A 17,065-nucleotide genomic window follows, 5' to 3' on the forward strand; every position below is an offset into this window, starting at 1 on the left:
GGTGGTCGGCTGCTAGTCAAGGGGCCCGCCGGCCACATAAATGACCTGGCCGGACACGAAGCCGGCGCCGTCGCTGACCAGGAACGAGATCGTGTGCGCGACGTCGTCGGGCCGGCCCACGCGGCGCACCGGGATCTGCTCCGCGGCGCTCTTCTGGAACGTCTCGAAGTCGACCTTCATGCGCGCCGCGGTCGCCGCGGTCATGTCCGTGGCGATGAACCCGGGCGCGACCGCGTTGGCCGTCACGCCGAAGGGCCCGAGCTCGATCGCGAGCGTCTTGGTGAAGCCCTGCAGGCCGGCCTTGGCCGCCGAGTAGTTCGCCTGGCCGCGGTTGCCCAGCGCCGAGGACGACGACAGGTTCACGATCCGCCCGAACTTCGCGGCGGTCATGTGCGCCTGGGCGGCCCGGCTCATCAGAAACGCCCCGCGCAGGTGCACGCCGATGACCGTGTCCCAGTCGGCGTCGGTCATCTTGAACAGCAGGTTGTCCCGGATCACCCCGGCGTTGTTGACCAGCACGACCGGCGGCCCGAGCTCGGCGGCGACCCGCTCGACGGCGGCGGTCACCTGCTCGCCGTCGCCGACGTCGGCGCCCACGGCGAGCGCCCGGCCGCCGGCGCCGGTGATCTGCTCGACGGTGTCCTTGCAGGCGCTCTCGTCGAGGTCGAGCACGGCGACGGCGTGCCCGTCGGCGGCAAGGCGGATGGCGGTCGCGGCCCCGATGCCGCGGGCCGCCCCGGTCACGATGGCCACGCGGTTCAAGTCAGTGTTCGTCACGACTCCGATCCTCGCGCGTGAGACACGGTCCCGAACAGCGTGCGTTGTCGTCAACTACAACCGTTATGTCCGTTTAATGGAAATCCCAAGGTTCCCTCTCGGGTGCTCACCGCCGCCCACGCCGGCCGCTCCTGGATCGTCGCGGTCGACCTGGCCACCGGCCGGCGCACCCCGCTGCACCAGGGCTCGCAGCCGACCGTCGCGCCCTGACCCGCGACCGAGCGGCCCCGGTTCCCACGGAATCGTGGCCGTTTTGCGCCGAACACGTGGATGATGCCGGTATGAGTCATGGCGAGACCATCGCGCGGGCGGCGATAACCAAGATCAAACGACGACAATGAGCCTATGCGGCTGGGCACGTTCAACCTGATGCACGGACGGTCGCTCACCGACGGCCTGGTCGACGCCGAGCGGGTCGGGGCGGCGGTCGCCGGCCTGGACGCCGACGTGCTCGGCCTGCAGGAGGTCGACCGCGGCCAGCCGCGCAGCGGCCACGCCGACCTGGCCCGCATCGCCGCCGAGGCGCTCGGCGCCCCGGAGACGCTGTTCGTGCCGGCGGTCGTCGGCACGCCCGGCGAAAGTTTCCGCGTCGCCACCGACGCCGACGGCGAGGGCCCCGATCCGCACTACGGCGTCGCGCTGGTCAGCCGATACCCGATGACGCAGTGGCGGGTCACCCGCCTGCCCGCGGCGCCGCTGCGCGCGCCGATCATGATCCGGGGGCCGCGTCGGGGGCGGCTGCGGCTGCTCGACGACGAGCCGCGGGTGCTCGTCGCCGCCGTGGTCGAGACGCCGGTCGGGCGCATGACGATCGCCACTACCCACCTGTCGTTCGTGCCCGGCTGGAACGTGCGGCAGCTGCGGCTGGTCCTCCGGACGCTGCACGCCATGCCCGCCCCGCGCATCCTGCTCGCCGACCTGAACCTGCCCGGCGGGCTGCCGCGACTGTTCTCGGGCTGGCATCGACTGGCCGGCGTACCGACCTATCCCGCCCACGCGCCGCGCGTGCAGTTCGACCACGTCCTGGCCGATCGGCGCGGCTTCGAGCGCCTGCCGCGGGTCGTCGACGTCGCCAGCCCCCAGCTGCCGTTCTCCGACCATCGACCGCTCGTGGTGACTCTGCGCGACCGGCCCAGCACCCTGCAGATCGATTAGGGCAGATTTAAGTCGGCGTGGAATGCCTGGTTGGGACCGCTTCTCCGGCGCCGATTGCGAGCCGTGTTCGGATAACTACGATTCTTCGCTGCCTTGTAGATTCGGCGTTCGTTTGTTGGGATGCGTACCGTCAGTGATTTTCAACCGAAGGTAGAAGGCCGCAGAGGCCGCCGGTCCGGAAGGTATGAGCCGTGAAGGGTCGCCACCGCACAGCGGGGTCGTCGGGCGGAGCTTTGAAGCTGGGCACCGCCACCGTCGCCGTGCTCGTCGTCCTCGCCGGTAGCTGGTACGCGTTCCGCAAGTACTCCCAGCCGTCGTGCGGCAACGCCGCCAAGCTGAGCATCGGCGCGCCGGCCGACATCGTGCCCGCGCTGAAGGCCCAGGCGACCGAGTGGTCCGAGCAGGCCAAGCTCGACCACAACTGCGTCGACATCGAGGTCTTCGAGGAAGACCCGGCCGACGTCGCCGCGGCCCTGGCCGGCAAGGCCAACAAGACGCTCACCGGCGTCGGGCAGGCCAACGGCAAGACCCGCATCCCCGACGCCTGGGTCGCCGACTCCTCGCTGTGGCTGCAGCGCCTGCGCGCGGCCGGCGCGCAGGGCCTGCCGGAGACCGCCAAGTCGATCGCCCGCAGCCCCGTCGTGCTGGCCATGCCCGAGCCGATCGCGACCACGTTCGGCTGGCCGGAGAAGCAGATCACGTACACCGACCTGATCGGCAAGGTCGCCACCGACCAGAAGGTCAAGGTCGGCATCGTCGAGCCGAGCCGCGACGCCACCGGCCTCGGCGGCCTGCTCACGCTCGCCGCCGCCGCGCAGGCCGCGGGCGGCGGCAACCCCGCCCAGGCCACCCAGGTCGCCACCGCCGCCCTGCGGTCTCTGGCCGCCGGGCGCTCCTCGCTGCGCGCCGACCTCGTGCAGAAGTTCCCGCGCGGCAGCGACGCGACGACGCTAAGCAGCGGCCTGAGCGTGGCGCCGCTGTCGGAGCAGGCGGTCATCCAGTACAACGGCCAGCAGCCCCCGGTCCGGCTCGCCGCGCTCTACGCCGAGCCCGCGGCGCCGGCGCTGGACTACCCGTACGCGGTGCTCGGCACCGACCGGGCCAGCATCGCCAACGAGCTGCTCAAGTCGCTCGACTCGCAGGGCTTCCGGGACAAGCTCGGCGCGATCGGGCTGCGCGGCGCCGACGGCGCGCCCGGCAAGGGCTTCCAGACCCCGGCCAACGCGCCCGCCACGCCGGCCGCCACCCAGCTGCCCGACGCCGCCGCGATCGAGGGCCTGCTGACGAAGTGGCAGGCGATCACGCTGCCGGCCCGCATGCTCGCCGTGATCGACGTCTCCGGCTCGATGCTGGAGCCGGTGCCCACCGCCGGCGGCGCCACCCGGATGCAGGTGACGCTGGAGGCCGCGCGCAAGGGCATGAGTCTCTTCGACGACTCGTGGGCGCTGGGCCTATGGGTGTTCTCCACGCTCATGGACGGCAAGCTGGACTACAAGCAGCTCGTGCCGATCGGCCCGCTGGCCAGCCAGCGCAACCAGTGCCTGCAGGCCCTGTCCACGATCCAGCCGAAGAGGAACGGCGACACCGCGCTCTACGACACCATCCTGGCCGCCTACAAGACGGTGCAGCAGGGGTACGAGAGCGGCCGGGTCAACTCGGTCATCGTCATGACCGACGGCGAGAACGACGACCCCGCCGGCGGCCTGTCGCTGGAGCAGCTCATCGCCGAGCTCAAGAAGACCGCCGACCCGGCCAAGCCCATCCAGGTGATCCTGATCGGCATCGGCGACAAGGTCGGCGAGGTGCAGATGCGCCAGATCACCGACGCGATCGGCGGCGGCACCTTCGTAGCGCAGGACCCGGCGAAGATCGGCGACATCTTCCTGCAGGCCATCTCGCTGCGCGGGCAGGTCACCCAGCCCAAGTAGGAGGAGCTACCAGCGCGACTTCCGCGCCCGGGCCTCGTAGAGCAGGATCGACGCGGAGACCGACACGTTGAGCGAGTCGCCGGACCCGAGCATGGGGACGGCGACTCGCTGGTATCCGCGGCCGTACCAGTCCTTGGCGATGCCGTACCGCTCGCTGCCCACGACGAGCGCGGTGCGCCCGGCGTAGTCGGCCTGGCGGTAGTTGACCGCCTCGTCGGTGTCCGCGAGCAGGACGGTGAAGCGCTGGGACTCCAGCCACGCCTCGGCCTCGCCGACCGTTTCGAACTCCAGCGTCGGTACCGTGAGGATCGTGCCCTGGCTCGCCCGGATCACCTTCGGGTGGGTGAGCCGGGTCTTGCGATTGGTCAGCACCAGGCAGTCCGCCCCGCAGGCGTCCAGCGAGCGGATCAGCGTGCCGAGGTTTCCCGGGATCTCCAGGCCGTCGGCGACCAGCACCAGCGCCGTGCGCCCGAAGCGCAGGTCCCGCGGCTCCCACCGGGGCAGCGCGGCCAGCGACAGCAGGCCGTCGGGCTTGTCCCGCTCGGAGATCTTCTCCAGCGTGCGCAGGGAGATGCGGAACGAGCGCTCGGCCCGCTCCGCGATCTCCTCGGCCCGCTTGTGCGCCTCGTCGGCGTAGATCGCCTCCGGGCACCAGAAGAACGTGTCGATCGGCGCGCCGGACTCCAGCAGCATGTTGTGCGCCCACAGCCCCTCGGCGACGAAGAGCTTGTAGCGGTTGGGCGCGGTGTTGTTCTGGATGTGCTGCACCTGCCGCACCGCGGGATGTTGCAGCCCGATCGCCGGAATGGCCTGCGGTTCCATCACAACGTGACGGTAGCCGACAACTCCTCCGCCTCGACGACGGCCCAGTCGCGCACGTTGCCGGCGGCGGTGAGGTCGGCACGCACCCGCTCCAGGGCCGCGACCGGCCCGGCCACCTCCAGCCGGGCCACCTCGGCGCGCATCGACTGCTGCGCGGCCGACTTGGCCCGCCGGATCGCGCCGAGCACCTCCGCGGCCAGCCGCAGCGGCGCCACGTCGGCGGTGGGCAGCGGCTCGGGCAGGGCCTGCGGCCACGGCGCGCGGTGCACCGAGCCGTCCTGCCACCAGGACCAGACCTCCTCGGCGACGTACGGCAGGAACGGCGCGAACAGCCGCTGCACCGTGGACAGCGCCACGGCCAGCGCCGCGCGGGCGGAGTCCACTTCGGACGGTGCGGCCTCGCCGTAGGCGCGCGCCTTCACCAGCTCCACGTAGTCGTCGCAGAAGGTCCAGAAGAACTGCTCGGTGACCTCGAGCGCGCGGGCGTAGTCGAACTCCTCGAACGCCGCCGTGGCCTCGGCGACCACTCCGGACAGCGCGGCCAGCAGCGCCAGGTCGACCGGCTCGGTCACCGCGGCCGGGTCGGGCGCGCCGCCGAAGCCGAGCACGAACCGGCTCGCGTTGAGCAGCTTCACCGCCAGACGCCGGCCGACCTTCATCTGGTTGCTGTCCAGCGCCGTGTCCACGCCGCGGCGGGCGCTGCCGGCCCAGTAGCGGATCGCGTCGGCGCCGAAGCGCTCCAGCAGCTCCTCCGGCGAGTCCTTCGCGTTGTCCTTGGACTTGGACAGCTTCTTGCGGTCGGGGTCGAGAATCCACCCGGCGATCGCCGCGTGCCGCCACGGCAGCACCCCGTGCTCCAGGTGCGCCCGCAGCACGGTGGTGAACAGCCAGGTCCGGATGATCTCGTGCGCCTGCGGCCGCATGTCCATCGGGAACACCAGGTCGAACAGCGCTGGGTCGTCGAGCCACTTGCCCGCGATCTGCGGCGTCAGCGAGGACGTCGCCCAGGTGTCCATCACGTCCGGGTCGCCGACGAAGCCGCCCGGCCGCCCGCGGTCGATCTCCTCGAACCCGGGCGGTGTGTCGCTGCTCGGGTCCATCGGCAGCGACTCGGGCACGATCGGGTCGTCGTAGATCGGGTTGGCGTCGGCGTCCAGGCGGTACCACAGCGGAATCGGCACGCCGAAGAACCGCTGCCGGCTGATCACCCAGTCGCCGGTGAGCCCCTCGACCCAGTGCTCGTAGCGGGCACGCATGTGCGACGGCGTCCACTCCAGCTCGCGCCCGCGCGCCAGCAGCGCCTCGCGCAGCTCCGGCGTGCGGGCGCCGTTGCGGATGTACCACTGGCGGGTCGCCACGATCTCGACCGGCCGATCGCCCTTCTCGTAGAACTTCACCGCGTGCGTGATCGGCCGCGGCTCGCCGTCGAGCTCGCCGGAGGCCCGCAGTAGCGCCACGATCTTCTCCCGCGCCTGGTTGACGGTCAGCCCCGCCACCGGCGCGTAGTCGTCCTCGTCCACGCCCTCCGGCGCCTGCAGCCCGAGCCGCCCGTTGCGCTGCATCACGGTGCGGGCCGGCAGGCCCAGCTCCCGCCACCAGGTCACGTCGGTGAGGTCGCCGAACGTGCACACCATCACCAGCCCGCTGCCCTTCTCCGGGTCGGCCAGGTGATGGGCCAGCAGCGGAACCTCCACATTGAACAGTGGCGTCCGGACGGAGGTGCCGAAGTGCGGCCGGAACCGCTCGTCGTCGGGGTGCGCGACCAGCGCCACGCAGGCCGGCAGCAGCTCGGGCCGGGTCGTCTCGACGAAGAATTCGCCGAACTTGATGCGATGGTAGGCGCCGGGGCGCTCGCGGTCCTCGAGCTCGGCCTGCGCGACCGCCGTGCCGAACGACACGTCCCACAGCGTCGGGCCGTCGAGCGGATACGCCTCACCGCGCGCGAGGCTGTTGAGAAACCCGCGCTGCGCGGTGGCCCGGGCGCGGTCGCCGATGGTCGTGTACAGCAGCGACCAGTCCACGCTCAGCCCGACGTGGCGCCAGAGGCGCTCGTACGCCTGCTCGTCGATCTCGGTCTGGCGCTGACAGAGCTCCACGAAGTTGCGCCGGCTCACGAGCACCCGATCCTTCCCGGGGCGCTCCGGGGGCGTGAATTCCGGGTCGTACGGCAGGGTCGGGTCGCACTGCACACCGAACGTCAGCTGCACGCGGCGCTCGGTCGGCAGGCCGTTGTCGTCCCACCCCATCGGGTAGAACACGGCCTTGCCGCGCATCCGCTGGTACCGCGCGACGATGTCGGTCTGCGTGTAGGAGAACACGTGGCCGATGTGCAGGGCACCGCTCACCGTCGGCGGCGGCGTGTCGATGGCGAACACGTCCTCGCGGGCGGCGCCGCGGTCGAAACGGTACGTGCCGTCTACCTCCCATACGCGCGCCCACTTCTCCTCGAGTCCGTCGAGACTGGGGCGCTGCGGGATACGGTCGGCTTCAGGCATGCACCTCATGCTATGACCGGCGCACCGCCGTCACCTCTCAATTCCCGCAGCGATCGGGGCTTACGCCCGGTCAGCCGCTCCACGTCGCCGGTGACCCGTGCGAACTCGCCGGCGGCGATCGCCTCGTACGTCGTGACCCACCCGGCAACCTCGAACGCGGGCGCGCCGTAGTGCGCCCGGGAGGCATACGCCTCCTCGACGGTCTCCGGCTCGTATCGCAGGCCCAGCTCCGCCGCCGCCTCATGCAGGGTGAATGCCTCCGGCCCGGTCAGCTCGTATGTGCGCCCGTCGTGCTCCGCCCCGCCGGTCAGCACCGCCACCGCCGCGGCGGCGATGTCGTCGTAGCTCACGGCCGCGACCCGCCCGTCGCCGGCCGGCCCGCGGATCACGCCGTCGGCCCCGGCCAGGCGCGGGATCATCTCGAGGTACATGTTGTCGCGCAGGAACGTGAAGCGCCGCCCAGTGGCGCGGATGTACTGTTCGGTGTGCCAGTGGTCGCGCCCGAACGTGAAGGTGCACTCCGGCGCGGCGCCGAAGAACGAGATGTACACGATCCGCTCGACCCCGGCGTCGACGGCCGCGTCGACAGCGCTTTTGTGCGCCTGAACCCGGTTCGCGTCCTCGCGCGCGGAGACGAGAAAGAGCGTGTCCGCCCCACGGATCGCCTCGGTCATGCCCGATTTATCGGCATATTCGGCGACCCTTACTGATTTATCGGTTTCTGACGCCTTGACCGGATCGCGAACAAGGAGCATGTGCGGAACGGCAAGCAACCGAGCGACGCGCCCCCCAACCTGCCCGGCGGCTCCCGTAACAGCGATCATGCCCACAGTATGCGCTCGCCGAACGGGCGCTTCGTTCGCTCCGTGATCATCGAAATCCACGCACCGTGGCCGCTCCAGAACAAGATCGAAAATGCCATCGTCGCCGAGCGTGGCAGCGGCTACTCGTAGACGGTGGCCATGACGAGGGCTTCGGCGAAAAGCTTCCAGGTGGGTGGGTCGGGGAAGGTCTCGCCGAAGTTACGGTAGAGCTGCGGGAGAGCGTTGAGGGATCGTGATAGGGCTTCGAGGAAGCTCTCCAGCGTCGCATTCTCCCATTCGCCCGGGTGCGCTTCGAGATCGTTGAGCATTTCGTCGACGATGCGTGCGACGTCGGCGAGTGAGGTGACCCGATCGAGGTCGCTGGTCTCGGCATGTCGGCCACTGTCGTAGGGGCTTCTCATCAGAGCATCGCGCCTTCCTGGGGTCCTGTGCGTCTTGCGGGGTCGGCTCGCCTTGAGGTTGCGGACGGGGCTGGTGGGTGGCGGTTGGTACCCGCTCCGCCGGATGATCGGCACCGAGGCGATGCGCTTCCACGATCTCCGGCACAGTTGCGTGACGCTGGTCCTCGACGTCGGCGTGCCGCCGCACATCTTGCGGGACATCGTGGGTCACGCGGAAATCGGCTGAAATAGGAGTTGCCGGTCGCGCGACGTAGGGTGCCGGATATGACTTCGAGAGTGCGCTGGATCGATTTTGACTGTGCCGATCCGTTCAAGGCGGCGAGCTTCTGGGCGGAGGCCACCGGGCTGCGTCACCATCCGGAGAACAAGCCGGGTGAGGAGGAGTGCGTGTTGCTCTCGGGCGCGGACATCCTCGAGGGTGGCATGCTGTTCCAGCGGGTCCCGGAAGGCAAGGTCGCGAAGAACAGGGTGCACCTGGACCTGCAACCGACCGACCGCACTCGTGATGAGGAGGTCGAGCGGCTGCTTGGCCTGGGCGCGTCATTGAAAGCCGATCACCGCAATCCGGATGGCACGGGGTGGGCGTTGCTGCTCGACCCAGAGGGCAACGAGTTCTGTGTGGAACGGAGTGCGCAGGAACGCACCGCCACAAGCGGCTGACGCGGGTGTCCGCACATGCCTACTGCTACACGCGTTGCTTCATAACGATCATGGGCATGGGCGATCGTCGCTGAATCAAAAGACCCCTGACCGGCGTTTCCGCTGGCCAGGGGTCTTGAAAGCCCGGCGAAGGACTTGTGGGCAGAGGCGGGGTCGAACCGCCGACCTTCCGCTTTTCAGGGAGACCTATATTCGCAGGTCAGACCCCATCCTCCGCTCACCCGTGCGTTTCAACTGACGTCGCCGCGTGCTTGCCTCTTCTAGAAGAGGCCCTCATCGTCGTCCGCCGGCAGAACATACCTAGTTCCACGCCGTGATCCAGTTTGCAGGAGACGACCGTCGCGTACGAGTTGCTGAAGCAGCGTCAAGGACTGCTGCCTGTTAAGTCCTGTAAGCTCCCGGACGCGCTCATTCGAGAGTTCCTCGACCTCCGCTGCGTCCAGCACCATGCCAATAAGCTGATGGAGCGAGAACCGATAAGCCGCCGGAGGAGCGATCGACTCAGCAAGGTAATACGTCGAACTGCCCCTCTCGCCAACTTGCTCGAGCAGTTCCGCATCGCGGAGTCGCTGAAGCGCACGACGAGCGACGCCACTGTCTTCTGTCTTAAGAACTCCTCGTGCGACCCCGTTCGTTAGCTCGTTGCCGCGCGCAGCATGTACGAGAAGTAGTTTGTCAGAACCAGACATTCGTCCCTGCCGCTCCAAGTCCGAGACCCATGCGCGCTCCCGTGGAGTAATCGGACCTTGCAGCGGGAGACGCACCGTTACCGATATGCCATCGTCGATGAATTCGGGCGGATCGAGAAGGGCCTCCTCCATCTCGTCCTCCATGACGTCGATGCCTCGGCCTGCGTCTTCAGCAAGGCTGAACCGTCGCAGAACGTCGATGATGTCCGGGTTTCGGGCCGCTTGTGCCTGCCGGATTGTTTCGACCGTGACCGGCTCGGGCAAGCCGCCTGGAGACCGTACTACAACGACATCCGGACGGATCTCGACCAGAATTGCGGTGCGGTTGATCTCATAGCTTCGGTGCGCTACCGCATTGGCGATAGCCTCCCTAACGACCACCTCTGGAAGCTTTGGAATTTCGTACCTGTAGAGCCCGGTCACCACCAGATCACTCCCAAGCTCATCTGTTATGAACTTAGTCGCTCCGCGAACCTGCGCAGGAAGCGGGCCATCGAATACCTCCCGCCGGTCGTAGTCGGTTCCGTCGTCCGGGTATCTTCTGACCTCCACGATTGCTTTGTTCAGCTGTAGCGAATCCGACGGCGTTGTAAGGAACAACGCCCCAGCGATGGTGAGATTCTCGCCAACCGCCAGCCCGCGCTCGCCAAGACGATCCGGAAGGTCGGGCGACGACAGCGACCATCCATATACCTCGGATAGCTCAAGCAAGGCGTCCGAGTCACAGTCATCCAGAGAGATTTCGGCGTTTGCCCGCTCGAATCTCCGAAGCTTGCGACTGCTCATGAATTCCCAGGCGTCAGCGCCGAACAACGCGACGTTACGCGCTCCCTTGCGCACCAGAATCCGACCATCACTGGTTTGGGCGAATCCTTCCTCACGCCTCTTGACCACAATTGCAACCACGGCCTTGCCGTCGACATCAATTTCCTTGACCGTATAGCGGCCAACATCATGAGCGGCCAGCGCTGCCTCATGGATTTGATCATCAGTGCCTTGGTCCAGTTTGCGTCCGACGACCTCTCGTTTGTCCGTCACGCCAATGAAGAGCACGCCGCCATCACCATTGCTGAACGCCACCATGGCCTCTTGGAGCTTGCTCGGGCTCGCACCGGTCTTCAGTTCGACCTGGTACGTCTCCCGTTCGATGAGCGCGGCGAACTGCTGCACCGTGTACTTGGCACCGACTCGGATCGTCACGACGGCAGTATGACAGGTTATGAAGCCCTTGTAAGCAGCCAGCCCGGCCGTAACAAGGGCTTCATAACTTGCCATAACGGCACCCAGTCAGCTCAGCAGAGACTCCTGCGGCTCGCCGTGCTACTCCAGAGCAGGGTTAGTGCTTCATCACGATCGCCCTTGGCAGCTTGGCTGCGTTGCCATGCCCTGCCAATGCCGACAGGGCGGCGGCAATCTCTGCGTCTCGGCCATCGACCGCGTGAAGGTAGGCTCCCTGCCGACTCCGCGTGTAGTCGCGCTCTTCGCCTCCGGCGGGGCCTCCAGCCGGGGGCCTCTGGGTTCCGGTGGGCCGCCCTCCGCACCCCCGTCGTCCAGGCGACGCCAACGGGCCGCCGGCGGGGGCCGCCAAGCGTGATCGCGGCCCTCGCCGTCCGTACTCACCAGGGCAGCCCCCACCGCCGCCCCGTTCCCCGGAAGGTGGACGACGGGTATACGGAGGGCTTAAAGCCAGCCAGCGGGACGCTCAGGGTCGTGCAACATACGTGCAACCAGCGACGGCCAACAGGGGGCAGAACGGGGTAACCGCGGTCAAGGAGCGAAGCCGGAAAGCAGAAGACCCCGACCGCGTTTCCACTGGTCAGGGTCTCCGAAGCCCGGCGAAGGACTTGTGGGCAGGGGCGGGGTCGAACCGCCGACCTTCCGCTTTTCAGATCAACGCAGGTTCGTGTTAGCGGGGGTTCCGGGCGGCGGTGAGGTCCGGAATGGGTCGGAGATGAGTGCCGTCGTGCGCGGCCGTTGCTACACGCGTTGCTACATCCGGATGTCGTCAGGCGATAGCTGCGATATCACCATCGTCGAAGTAGATCGCCTGATGGAGGCGCCCACCGAGCGCCGCCGCGAAACGGGCGACCACGTCCTGGCCCGACACCTGGCCCTGCTCGATCTGCGACACGCGTCCCTTGGTGACGCCCATGCGGTCGGCGACCTCCTGCTGCGTCAGGCCACGCTGCTTGCGGACCTCGGCCAGCCGATGGCCGAGGACGGTCGCAAGGAGTTCCTGCTTACCTGCCGCGACCGCTTCCTCGCCACCGGCCCGCTCGACATGTTCGGCACGAATGTCGCTCCAGCGCACGTAACTGCTCATCGCTGGCCACCTTCCTCCTGCGCCCGTTCTTTCAAGTAGATCTCGTAGCGTTGCTCGGCAAGCGGGATGGCTTCCTGGTACCAGGCGTTCCATTGTCCAGCCTTGTCGCCAGCGACCAGCAGGATGCTGGAGCGCCACGGATCGAAGACGAACAGGATGCGCGCGGTGCCAGGACGGAGTTCCTTGAGGTTGGCGACCGTTGAGTGGGCAATGCTGTCGACGAGCGGCCGGCCGAGGCCCGGACCGCCCTCCGCTAGAGCGTCGAGTGCCTGGACGACTCGTTCGTGAGTCGCATCATCCAACGCGTCGATCCACTCGCGGACCTCGTTCACGACGTAGATGTCCCACTCCGGTGTGGCCACCCACAGAGTATAGCGAATTCTATACTTCTGGGCTGGTCGAGTTGACCGGGTGCTTCAGGCTTGACCGCATACTGTGTGCGCCGTGGCAGGTAGATGGCACCCGGAGACCGGGCCAGAGGACTTCCTCGCAGCGACCGTGAACCAGGCGCGCCTCGTGCGGGACGCGGACGCGGGTCAGCCAACCTACGATGCGGGTATCGGGTTTTTGGGCTTGGCCATGAGCGCGATGTCCGAGACGCCTGGAGGCGAGTACATCGCCGAAGTGCCGGGGGCTCTATCTCTCATCTGGGGAGCTCTGACAGATGAGATGGACGCTCCGGGCAGGGGTTCGCCGGAGCAGGACGCCGCCGCGGTGCGCCATATGAAGCAGGCAGCCGCCGAGTGGCTGGAAGCTGTGGAGACGCAGCATGACAGAGCGGCCTACCTCGATCGCTGGGTTCACGACGAGTTCGGGTACGAGCGGAAGCCGACCTGAATCAACATCGTCAGGCTGAGCGACTTCGCCCTGCTCGATCTGGTCACACGGTCTTTGATGTCGTCCAAGCGGCCCGGCGGCTTGCCGGGAGGCAGACTGCGGCACGCCTCGGTGACCGTCCGCTGCTCCGAAGCCCGGCCTTGCTACATAACGATCTTCGTAGCAAGGTGACGAACAACAAAGACCCCGACCGCGTTTCCGCTGGTCGGGGTCTGTAAAGCCCGGCGAAGAGCTTTGTGGGCAGGGGCGGGGTCGAACCGCCGACCTTCCGCTTTTCAGGCGGACGCTCGTACCGACTGAGCTACCTGCCCAGAGTGACCCACGAGTGGGCCTTGCGGTCCTGACGGGACTTGAACCCGCGACCTCCGCCTTGACAGGGCGGCGAGCACTCCAACTGCTCCACAGGACCTAGCTATTCAATCGTGCCCCCAACGGGATTCGAACCCGTGCTACCGCCTTGAAAGGGCGGCGTCCTGGGCCGCTAGACGATGAGGGCGGCCCCGCAATCATCGCATACTCTGCGAGTCTCGCGGTGTTGCTCCCATCCGGCCCCGCCGGAGGCTTTCAGAGCATACGTGACCCCACGCGCGTTCACCAAATGAGTATCCGTCAGTGGCTTGGCTGGAGGGTTCTGGCTGGTCAGACCGGCATTGCTATGAGCGTGAACTTGCCCTTCAGCTCCGGCAGGAGGGTCTTGTACGCGGCCATCGTGCTGCTGCGGTCGCCGCCGCCGTCGTGGGACAGGACGATCGAGCCGGGCTTCGTGTTGTTCCTCACGTTGGAGATGATGTGGTTGGTCATCTGCTGGCCGGACCACTTCTTGGTGTTCCAGTCTGACGGGTCGACGCTCCAGCCGAGGGACTGCATGCCTAGCTCGCTGGCTATCTGCACGGCGAGCGGAGTGAAGTTGCCGCCGGGGTGGCGGAAGTACTTGATCGGTGCGTTCGGGACGACCTTGTGGATCTCGTCGTTGGTCTTCTGCAGGTCGGCGCGGATCGTGTCGGCGGACTTCTTGCCGAGGCTCTCGTCGTGCTTCCAGGTGTGGTTGCACAGCGTGTGGCCGTCCTGGACGATCTGCTGCACGTACTTCGGGTACTCCTGCACATTGACGCCGATGAGGCAGAACGTGGCCTTGATGCCCTGCGCCCGCAGCATCGCCAGGAGCTTCGGGGTGTCGGGGCCGGGACCGTCGTCGAAGGTCAGCGCGACCGCCCCCGATCCGGTGTTGTGCAGGATGCCGTCCACGGGCGGGGCCGAGGAGGTCGAGGCGGAGGGCGACGCGGGGGCGGAGGCAGGGGCCGATGCGGAGGCCGAGGCGGAAGGCGATGTGGACGCCGCGGGCTTCGACGAGCTCGACGAGCCGGCTCCGCCGGCGATCGGGTGGCTGATCGGCCCGCCGCTCTCGGCGGCCGGGGCCGACCCGGAGCCGGACGCGTGCCACGAGTTGGCGGAGGGAGCGGTGGAGGCGCAGCCGGCGATGGCCAGGACGGCGGCGGCGCTGATCACTGCTCCTGCCGCGAGTCGGGTGCGTGACATGAGGGGCTCCGAGGGGGCTTTGAGGTTTCTCCGACGTAGCCACACGTTAGTGATTCCGGAGCGCACTCAACCTCCCACGTTCAGTCCATGGCACGAACATGGGAGTACCTCGGCAAGGCACTTTTACGCAGATAACTAGGTGAGTGCGGATGTGAGAATCACCAGCGCCTCTGTGAGACTGTCCGGAAAGATGACCCCCGATGGTACGGACGGCCGACCCCATCCCGGCCCGCCCGCGGCGAGCACGACGGGCCGGGCGCGCTCGGCGAGGACGGCCTCCAGCTGCGCCGGGGTGGCGGTCGAGGGGTGGTGCGACCACACGAGGACCCCGGCCGGGCCGGTGCGCCGCACGGCGGCCAGCAGCGCCTCGGACGGGACCCTGGCGCCGAGCGAGCGGGCCGGCACCCCGGCCGCCGCGAGCGCGGCCGCCAGCGCCTCGATCGGCAGGCTGTGCTGCTCCTCGTCGGCGCAGGCGAGCAGGATCCGGACGGGCGTGCCGGCGGGCGGGCGCGGCAGGGAGCCGAAGACGGCGGAGATGCAGCCGGAGACGAGGTGCTCGACCTCGACGAGGGTGCCGGTCGCGGCGTACCGCTCGCCGATCGCGACGAGGACCGGCCGCAGCACCCCGTCCCAGGCCGCGACCACGCCGAGATCCCGGACCGCCTCGGCGATGCGCTGCCGTACGGCGGGCGCGTCGAGCCGCAGCGCCGCCCGGCTCAGGCCGCGCACGGCCGCCGCGGTGTCCCCGGCGCCCTCCCCGCCCGCGGTCGCGGCGCCGCCGGCCGGGCTGCGCTTGCGCGCCCAGCGCGCGGCGTCGCCGGGGGCCACGCCCTCGACGATGAGCCGCTGCATGAGCTCGAGCCGCTCGATGTCCTGCTCGGTGTACCGCCGATGATGCCCCGGCTCGTGCAGCGACGGGCCCATCCCGTACCGCTGGTGCCACGTGCGCAGGGTCGTGACGGCGACCCCGAGCCGGCGTGCCACGGCCCCGGCCGAGTACGCGGCGGCGGGACTCACCGTCCCGGACAAGATCAGGACTCCCCCGTGACACGGGACGCCGCGAGGCGACCGGAGATGAGCACCATGGGCACGCCGACGCCGGGCTGGGTGCCCGACCCGACGAAGACCACGTTGGACAGTGTGGGGTGGAGGTTGCCCGGCCGGAAGGGGCCGGTCTGACGCAGGGTGTGCGCGGCGGCGAACGGGGTGCCGGCGGCCATGCCCTGATCGGCCCAGTCGGCCGGGGTGACGAACCGGGACACCTCGATGCCGTCGCCGAATCCGACGTACCCCCGCTGCTCCAGCGTCGCGATGAGCTCATCGCGGTAGCTGCCGGCCAGCGGGCCGCGCCAGTCGAGCCGCTTCGCGGTCAGGTTGGGCGTCGGGGCGAGCACGTAGTAGGCCTGCCGGCCCTCGGGCGCGAGCGACGGGTCGGTGCGCGTCGGGTTGGTCACCAGCAGCGACGGGTCGCTCATCAGCCGGCCCTGGTCGATGACCTCGTCGAAGGTCTCGCGCCACGACCGTCCGAAGTGAATGTTGTGGTGCGCGATGGCGCCGTAGGACTGCCGCGAGCCCACGTGCAGCACCACGCACGACGGCGAGTACCGCAGCGGGCCGAGCAGCGGGCTGCGCCAGCGCGCGGGTGGCAGCAGATCCCGGTACGCGACGGGCAGGTCGGGGTTGAGCACGACGACGTCGGCGGGGAACCGGCGGCCGTCCGCGGTCAGCACGCCGGTGGCGCGGCCGTTCGCCGTCTCGACGCGCGTGACGTCGGCGCCGTGGACGATCTCGACCCCGTGCTTCTCGGCGACGCCGGCCAGGGCACGGGAGACGGCGTGGATGCCGCCCTGCGGGAAGTACACGCCGGCGACGGAGTCGAGGTAGGCGATGACCGCGTAGAGCGCGAGGGCCTGGTGCGGGGCGACACCGGCGTACATCGCCTGGAACGAGAAGATCCGGCGGGTGCGCGGATCCTTGAAGTAGGAGTCCACTTTGGACTGCAGCCGGCCGAAGCCGCCGCGCCGGATCAGCCGCCACAGGTTGGCCGTGACCAGGTCGCGCGGGCGGTCGAGGTTGCGGTCGATGAAGTCGTCGCGCTCCAGCGCCCACAGCTCGCGGGCGTGGTCGACGAAGCGGAGGTAGCCGTCGGCCTCGCGGGACCCGCAGACGCGCGCGACCTCGCCGGCCATCCGGGCGGTGTCCGCGATGACGTCGAGCGTCGAGCCGTCCGGGAAGTGCGCGCGGTACGCCGGGTCCAGCCTGGTCATCGGCAGCCAGGTGGCCAATTCCTCGCCGACGGTGCCGAGCAGGTCGGCCAGCAGCGACGGCATGGTGAGCACGGTCGGGCCGGTGTCGAACTCGTACCCGTCCACGGCGATCCGGCCGGCGCGGCCGCCCGGCTGGTCGAGGCGCTCGAGCAGGGTGACGGAGCGCCCGGTGGCGGCGAGCCGGATCGACGCGGCCAGGCCGCCGAGGCCGGCGCCCACGACGACGACACGATCCGTCGGGCCCGTAACGGTTCGCATGGCCGTCCTCTCCGGGTTTCGTGTAGCTCGGCACGCAAGGGTAGCGTAGGCTTCCGATTGCGTCGATTGCTGCGTCGATTCGACGCGAAACGG

17 protein-coding genes and 3 tRNA genes are annotated in these 17,065 nt (G+C 68.8%); 6 read left to right on the top strand and 14 right to left on the bottom strand.

Going from position 1 to position 17,065, the window contains the following annotated elements; all coding sequences use genetic code 11:
• Positions 1-12 precede the first annotated feature (12 nt).
• On the bottom strand, positions 13-762 hold the full coding sequence (gene fabG / locus ACGFI8_RS10850) for a 3-oxoacyl-ACP reductase FabG (RefSeq protein ID WP_392804032.1): 750 nt from the start codon (positions 760-762) through the stop codon (positions 13-15).
• A gap of 360 nt (positions 763-1,122) precedes the next feature.
• Here fabG and ACGFI8_RS10855 point away from each other — a divergent pair, with 360 nt between their 5' ends.
• Both ACGFI8_RS10855 and ACGFI8_RS10860 read left to right on the top strand, forming a co-directional pair.
• The gene (locus tag ACGFI8_RS10855) at positions 1,123-1,932 is read left to right on the top strand and encodes an endonuclease/exonuclease/phosphatase family protein (protein ID WP_392802987.1); all 810 of its coding nucleotides are present in this window, start codon (positions 1,123-1,125) and stop codon (positions 1,930-1,932) included.
• A gap of 233 nt (positions 1,933-2,165) precedes the next feature.
• Positions 2,166-3,860, top strand: coding sequence for a VWA domain-containing protein (locus ACGFI8_RS10860; protein WP_392802990.1), 1,695 nt, complete (start codon positions 2,166-2,168; stop codon positions 3,858-3,860).
• 6 nt (positions 3,861-3,866) lie between these two features.
• Here the strand turns inward: ACGFI8_RS10860 and ACGFI8_RS10865 are convergent, their stop codons facing one another.
• From ACGFI8_RS10865 to ACGFI8_RS10875, 3 genes are read right to left on the bottom strand one after another with little or no spacing between them, the layout of a single operon-like run.
• Positions 3,867-4,682, bottom strand: coding sequence for a TrmH family RNA methyltransferase (locus ACGFI8_RS10865; protein WP_392804034.1), 816 nt, complete (start codon positions 4,680-4,682; stop codon positions 3,867-3,869).
• Entirely contained in the window at positions 4,682-7,177 is a 2,496-nt protein-coding gene (valS, locus tag ACGFI8_RS10870; RefSeq protein WP_392802992.1) for a valine--tRNA ligase, read from the bottom strand. The genes ACGFI8_RS10865 and valS overlap by 1 nt, the downstream gene beginning before the upstream one ends.
• 5 nt (positions 7,178-7,182) lie before the next feature.
• On the bottom strand, positions 7,183-8,001 hold the full coding sequence (locus ACGFI8_RS10875; RefSeq protein ID WP_392802995.1) for an SDR family oxidoreductase: 819 nt from the start codon (positions 7,999-8,001) through the stop codon (positions 7,183-7,185).
• Between ACGFI8_RS10875 and ACGFI8_RS10880 the strand changes: the two genes are divergently transcribed.
• Positions 7,933-8,130 (top strand): hypothetical protein, encoded by a 198-nt coding sequence (locus ACGFI8_RS10880; protein WP_392804111.1) that lies wholly within the window; start codon positions 7,933-7,935, stop codon positions 8,128-8,130. The two genes, ACGFI8_RS10875 and ACGFI8_RS10880, sit on opposite strands and share 69 nt — an antisense overlap.
• On the opposite strand, the gene ACGFI8_RS10885 is transcribed toward ACGFI8_RS10880, so the two are convergent.
• Entirely contained in the window at positions 8,121-8,402 is a 282-nt protein-coding gene (locus ACGFI8_RS10885; RefSeq protein ID WP_392802998.1) for a hypothetical protein, read from the bottom strand. The two genes, ACGFI8_RS10880 and ACGFI8_RS10885, sit on opposite strands and share 10 nt — an antisense overlap.
• Positions 8,403-8,505: 103 nt before the next feature.
• On the opposite strand from ACGFI8_RS10885, the gene ACGFI8_RS10890 reads away from it, so the two are divergent.
• Entirely contained in the window at positions 8,506-8,628 is a 123-nt protein-coding gene (locus tag ACGFI8_RS10890) for a hypothetical protein (protein ID WP_392802999.1), read from the top strand.
• A 38-nt stretch (positions 8,629-8,666) separates the two neighbouring features.
• Positions 8,667-9,062, top strand: a complete 396-nt coding sequence (locus tag ACGFI8_RS10895) for a VOC family protein (RefSeq protein ID WP_392803002.1) — start codon at positions 8,667-8,669, stop codon at positions 9,060-9,062.
• 260 nt (positions 9,063-9,322) lie between these two features.
• On the opposite strand, the gene ACGFI8_RS10900 is transcribed toward ACGFI8_RS10895, so the two are convergent.
• The 3 genes from ACGFI8_RS10900 to ACGFI8_RS10910 all read right to left on the bottom strand — a co-directional run bounded on the left by ACGFI8_RS10900 (position 9,323) and on the right by ACGFI8_RS10910 (position 12,436).
• A complete protein-coding gene (locus ACGFI8_RS10900) occupies positions 9,323-10,951 on the bottom strand; it encodes an ATP-binding protein (RefSeq protein WP_392803005.1) in 1,629 nt (542 codons plus the stop codon).
• An 805-nt stretch (positions 10,952-11,756) separates the two neighbouring features.
• Entirely contained in the window at positions 11,757-12,074 is a 318-nt protein-coding gene (locus tag ACGFI8_RS10905) for a helix-turn-helix domain-containing protein (protein ID WP_238014155.1), read from the bottom strand.
• On the bottom strand, positions 12,071-12,436 hold the full coding sequence (locus ACGFI8_RS10910; protein ID WP_392803008.1) for a type II toxin-antitoxin system RelE/ParE family toxin: 366 nt from the start codon (positions 12,434-12,436) through the stop codon (positions 12,071-12,073). Before ACGFI8_RS10910 ends, ACGFI8_RS10905 begins: the two co-directional genes overlap by 4 nt.
• Positions 12,437-12,518: 82 nt before the next feature.
• Between ACGFI8_RS10910 and ACGFI8_RS10915 the strand changes: the two genes are divergently transcribed.
• Entirely contained in the window at positions 12,519-12,911 is a 393-nt protein-coding gene (locus tag ACGFI8_RS10915; RefSeq protein WP_392803011.1) for a hypothetical protein, read from the top strand.
• Positions 12,912-13,148: 237 nt separating this feature from the next.
• Here the strand turns inward: ACGFI8_RS10915 and ACGFI8_RS10920 are convergent.
• From ACGFI8_RS10920 to crtI, 6 genes are all read right to left on the bottom strand, one after another.
• Positions 13,149-13,222: transfer RNA gene (locus ACGFI8_RS10920), tRNA-Phe, on the bottom strand.
• 24 nt (positions 13,223-13,246) lie between these two features.
• Positions 13,247-13,320, bottom strand: a tRNA-Asp gene (locus ACGFI8_RS10925).
• A gap of 14 nt (positions 13,321-13,334) precedes the next feature.
• Positions 13,335-13,407: transfer RNA gene (locus ACGFI8_RS10930), tRNA-Glu, on the bottom strand.
• A 143-nt stretch (positions 13,408-13,550) separates the two neighbouring features.
• Positions 13,551-14,447, bottom strand: coding sequence for a polysaccharide deacetylase family protein (locus ACGFI8_RS10935; protein WP_392803013.1), 897 nt, complete (start codon positions 14,445-14,447; stop codon positions 13,551-13,553).
• A gap of 135 nt (positions 14,448-14,582) precedes the next feature.
• Positions 14,583-15,476, bottom strand: a complete 894-nt coding sequence (locus ACGFI8_RS10940; RefSeq protein ID WP_392803016.1) for a MerR family transcriptional regulator — start codon at positions 15,474-15,476, stop codon at positions 14,583-14,585.
• Between the two features lie 2 nt (positions 15,477-15,478).
• Entirely contained in the window at positions 15,479-16,972 is a 1,494-nt protein-coding gene (gene crtI, locus ACGFI8_RS10945) for a phytoene desaturase family protein (protein ID WP_392803018.1), read from the bottom strand.
• Positions 16,973-17,065: the final 93 nt, after the last annotated feature.

The sequence above is a fragment of the Dactylosporangium sp. NPDC048998 genome (assembly GCF_043197855.1).
Taxonomy (GTDB): Bacteria; Actinomycetota; Actinomycetes; order Mycobacteriales; family Micromonosporaceae; genus Dactylosporangium.

Bases quoted from the DNA above. Each gene is read 5' to 3' on its own strand.
- ACGFI8_RS10855 (WP_392802987.1), top strand. From the start codon at position 1,123: ATGCGGCTGGGCACGTTCAACCTGATGCACGGACGGTCGCTCACCGAC.
- ACGFI8_RS10865 (WP_392804034.1), bottom strand. From the start codon at position 4,682: ATGGAACCGCAGGCCATTCCGGCGATCGGGCTGCAACATCCCGCGGTG.
- valS (WP_392802992.1), bottom strand. From the start codon at position 7,177: ATGCCTGAAGCCGACCGTATCCCGCAGCGCCCCAGTCTCGACGGACTC.
- ACGFI8_RS10875 (WP_392802995.1), bottom strand. From the start codon at position 8,001: ATGATCGCTGTTACGGGAGCCGCCGGGCAGGTTGGGGGGCGCGTCGCT.
- ACGFI8_RS10885 (WP_392802998.1), bottom strand. From the start codon at position 8,402: ATGAGAAGCCCCTACGACAGTGGCCGACATGCCGAGACCAGCGACCTC.
- ACGFI8_RS10890 (WP_392802999.1), top strand. From the start codon at position 8,506: ATGATCGGCACCGAGGCGATGCGCTTCCACGATCTCCGGCACAGTTGC.
- ACGFI8_RS10895 (WP_392803002.1), top strand. From the start codon at position 8,667: ATGACTTCGAGAGTGCGCTGGATCGATTTTGACTGTGCCGATCCGTTC.
- ACGFI8_RS10905 (WP_238014155.1), bottom strand. From the start codon at position 12,074: ATGAGCAGTTACGTGCGCTGGAGCGACATTCGTGCCGAACATGTCGAG.
- ACGFI8_RS10935 (WP_392803013.1), bottom strand. From the start codon at position 14,447: ATGTCACGCACCCGACTCGCGGCAGGAGCAGTGATCAGCGCCGCCGCC.
- crtI (WP_392803018.1), bottom strand. From the start codon at position 16,972: ATGCGAACCGTTACGGGCCCGACGGATCGTGTCGTCGTCGTGGGCGCC.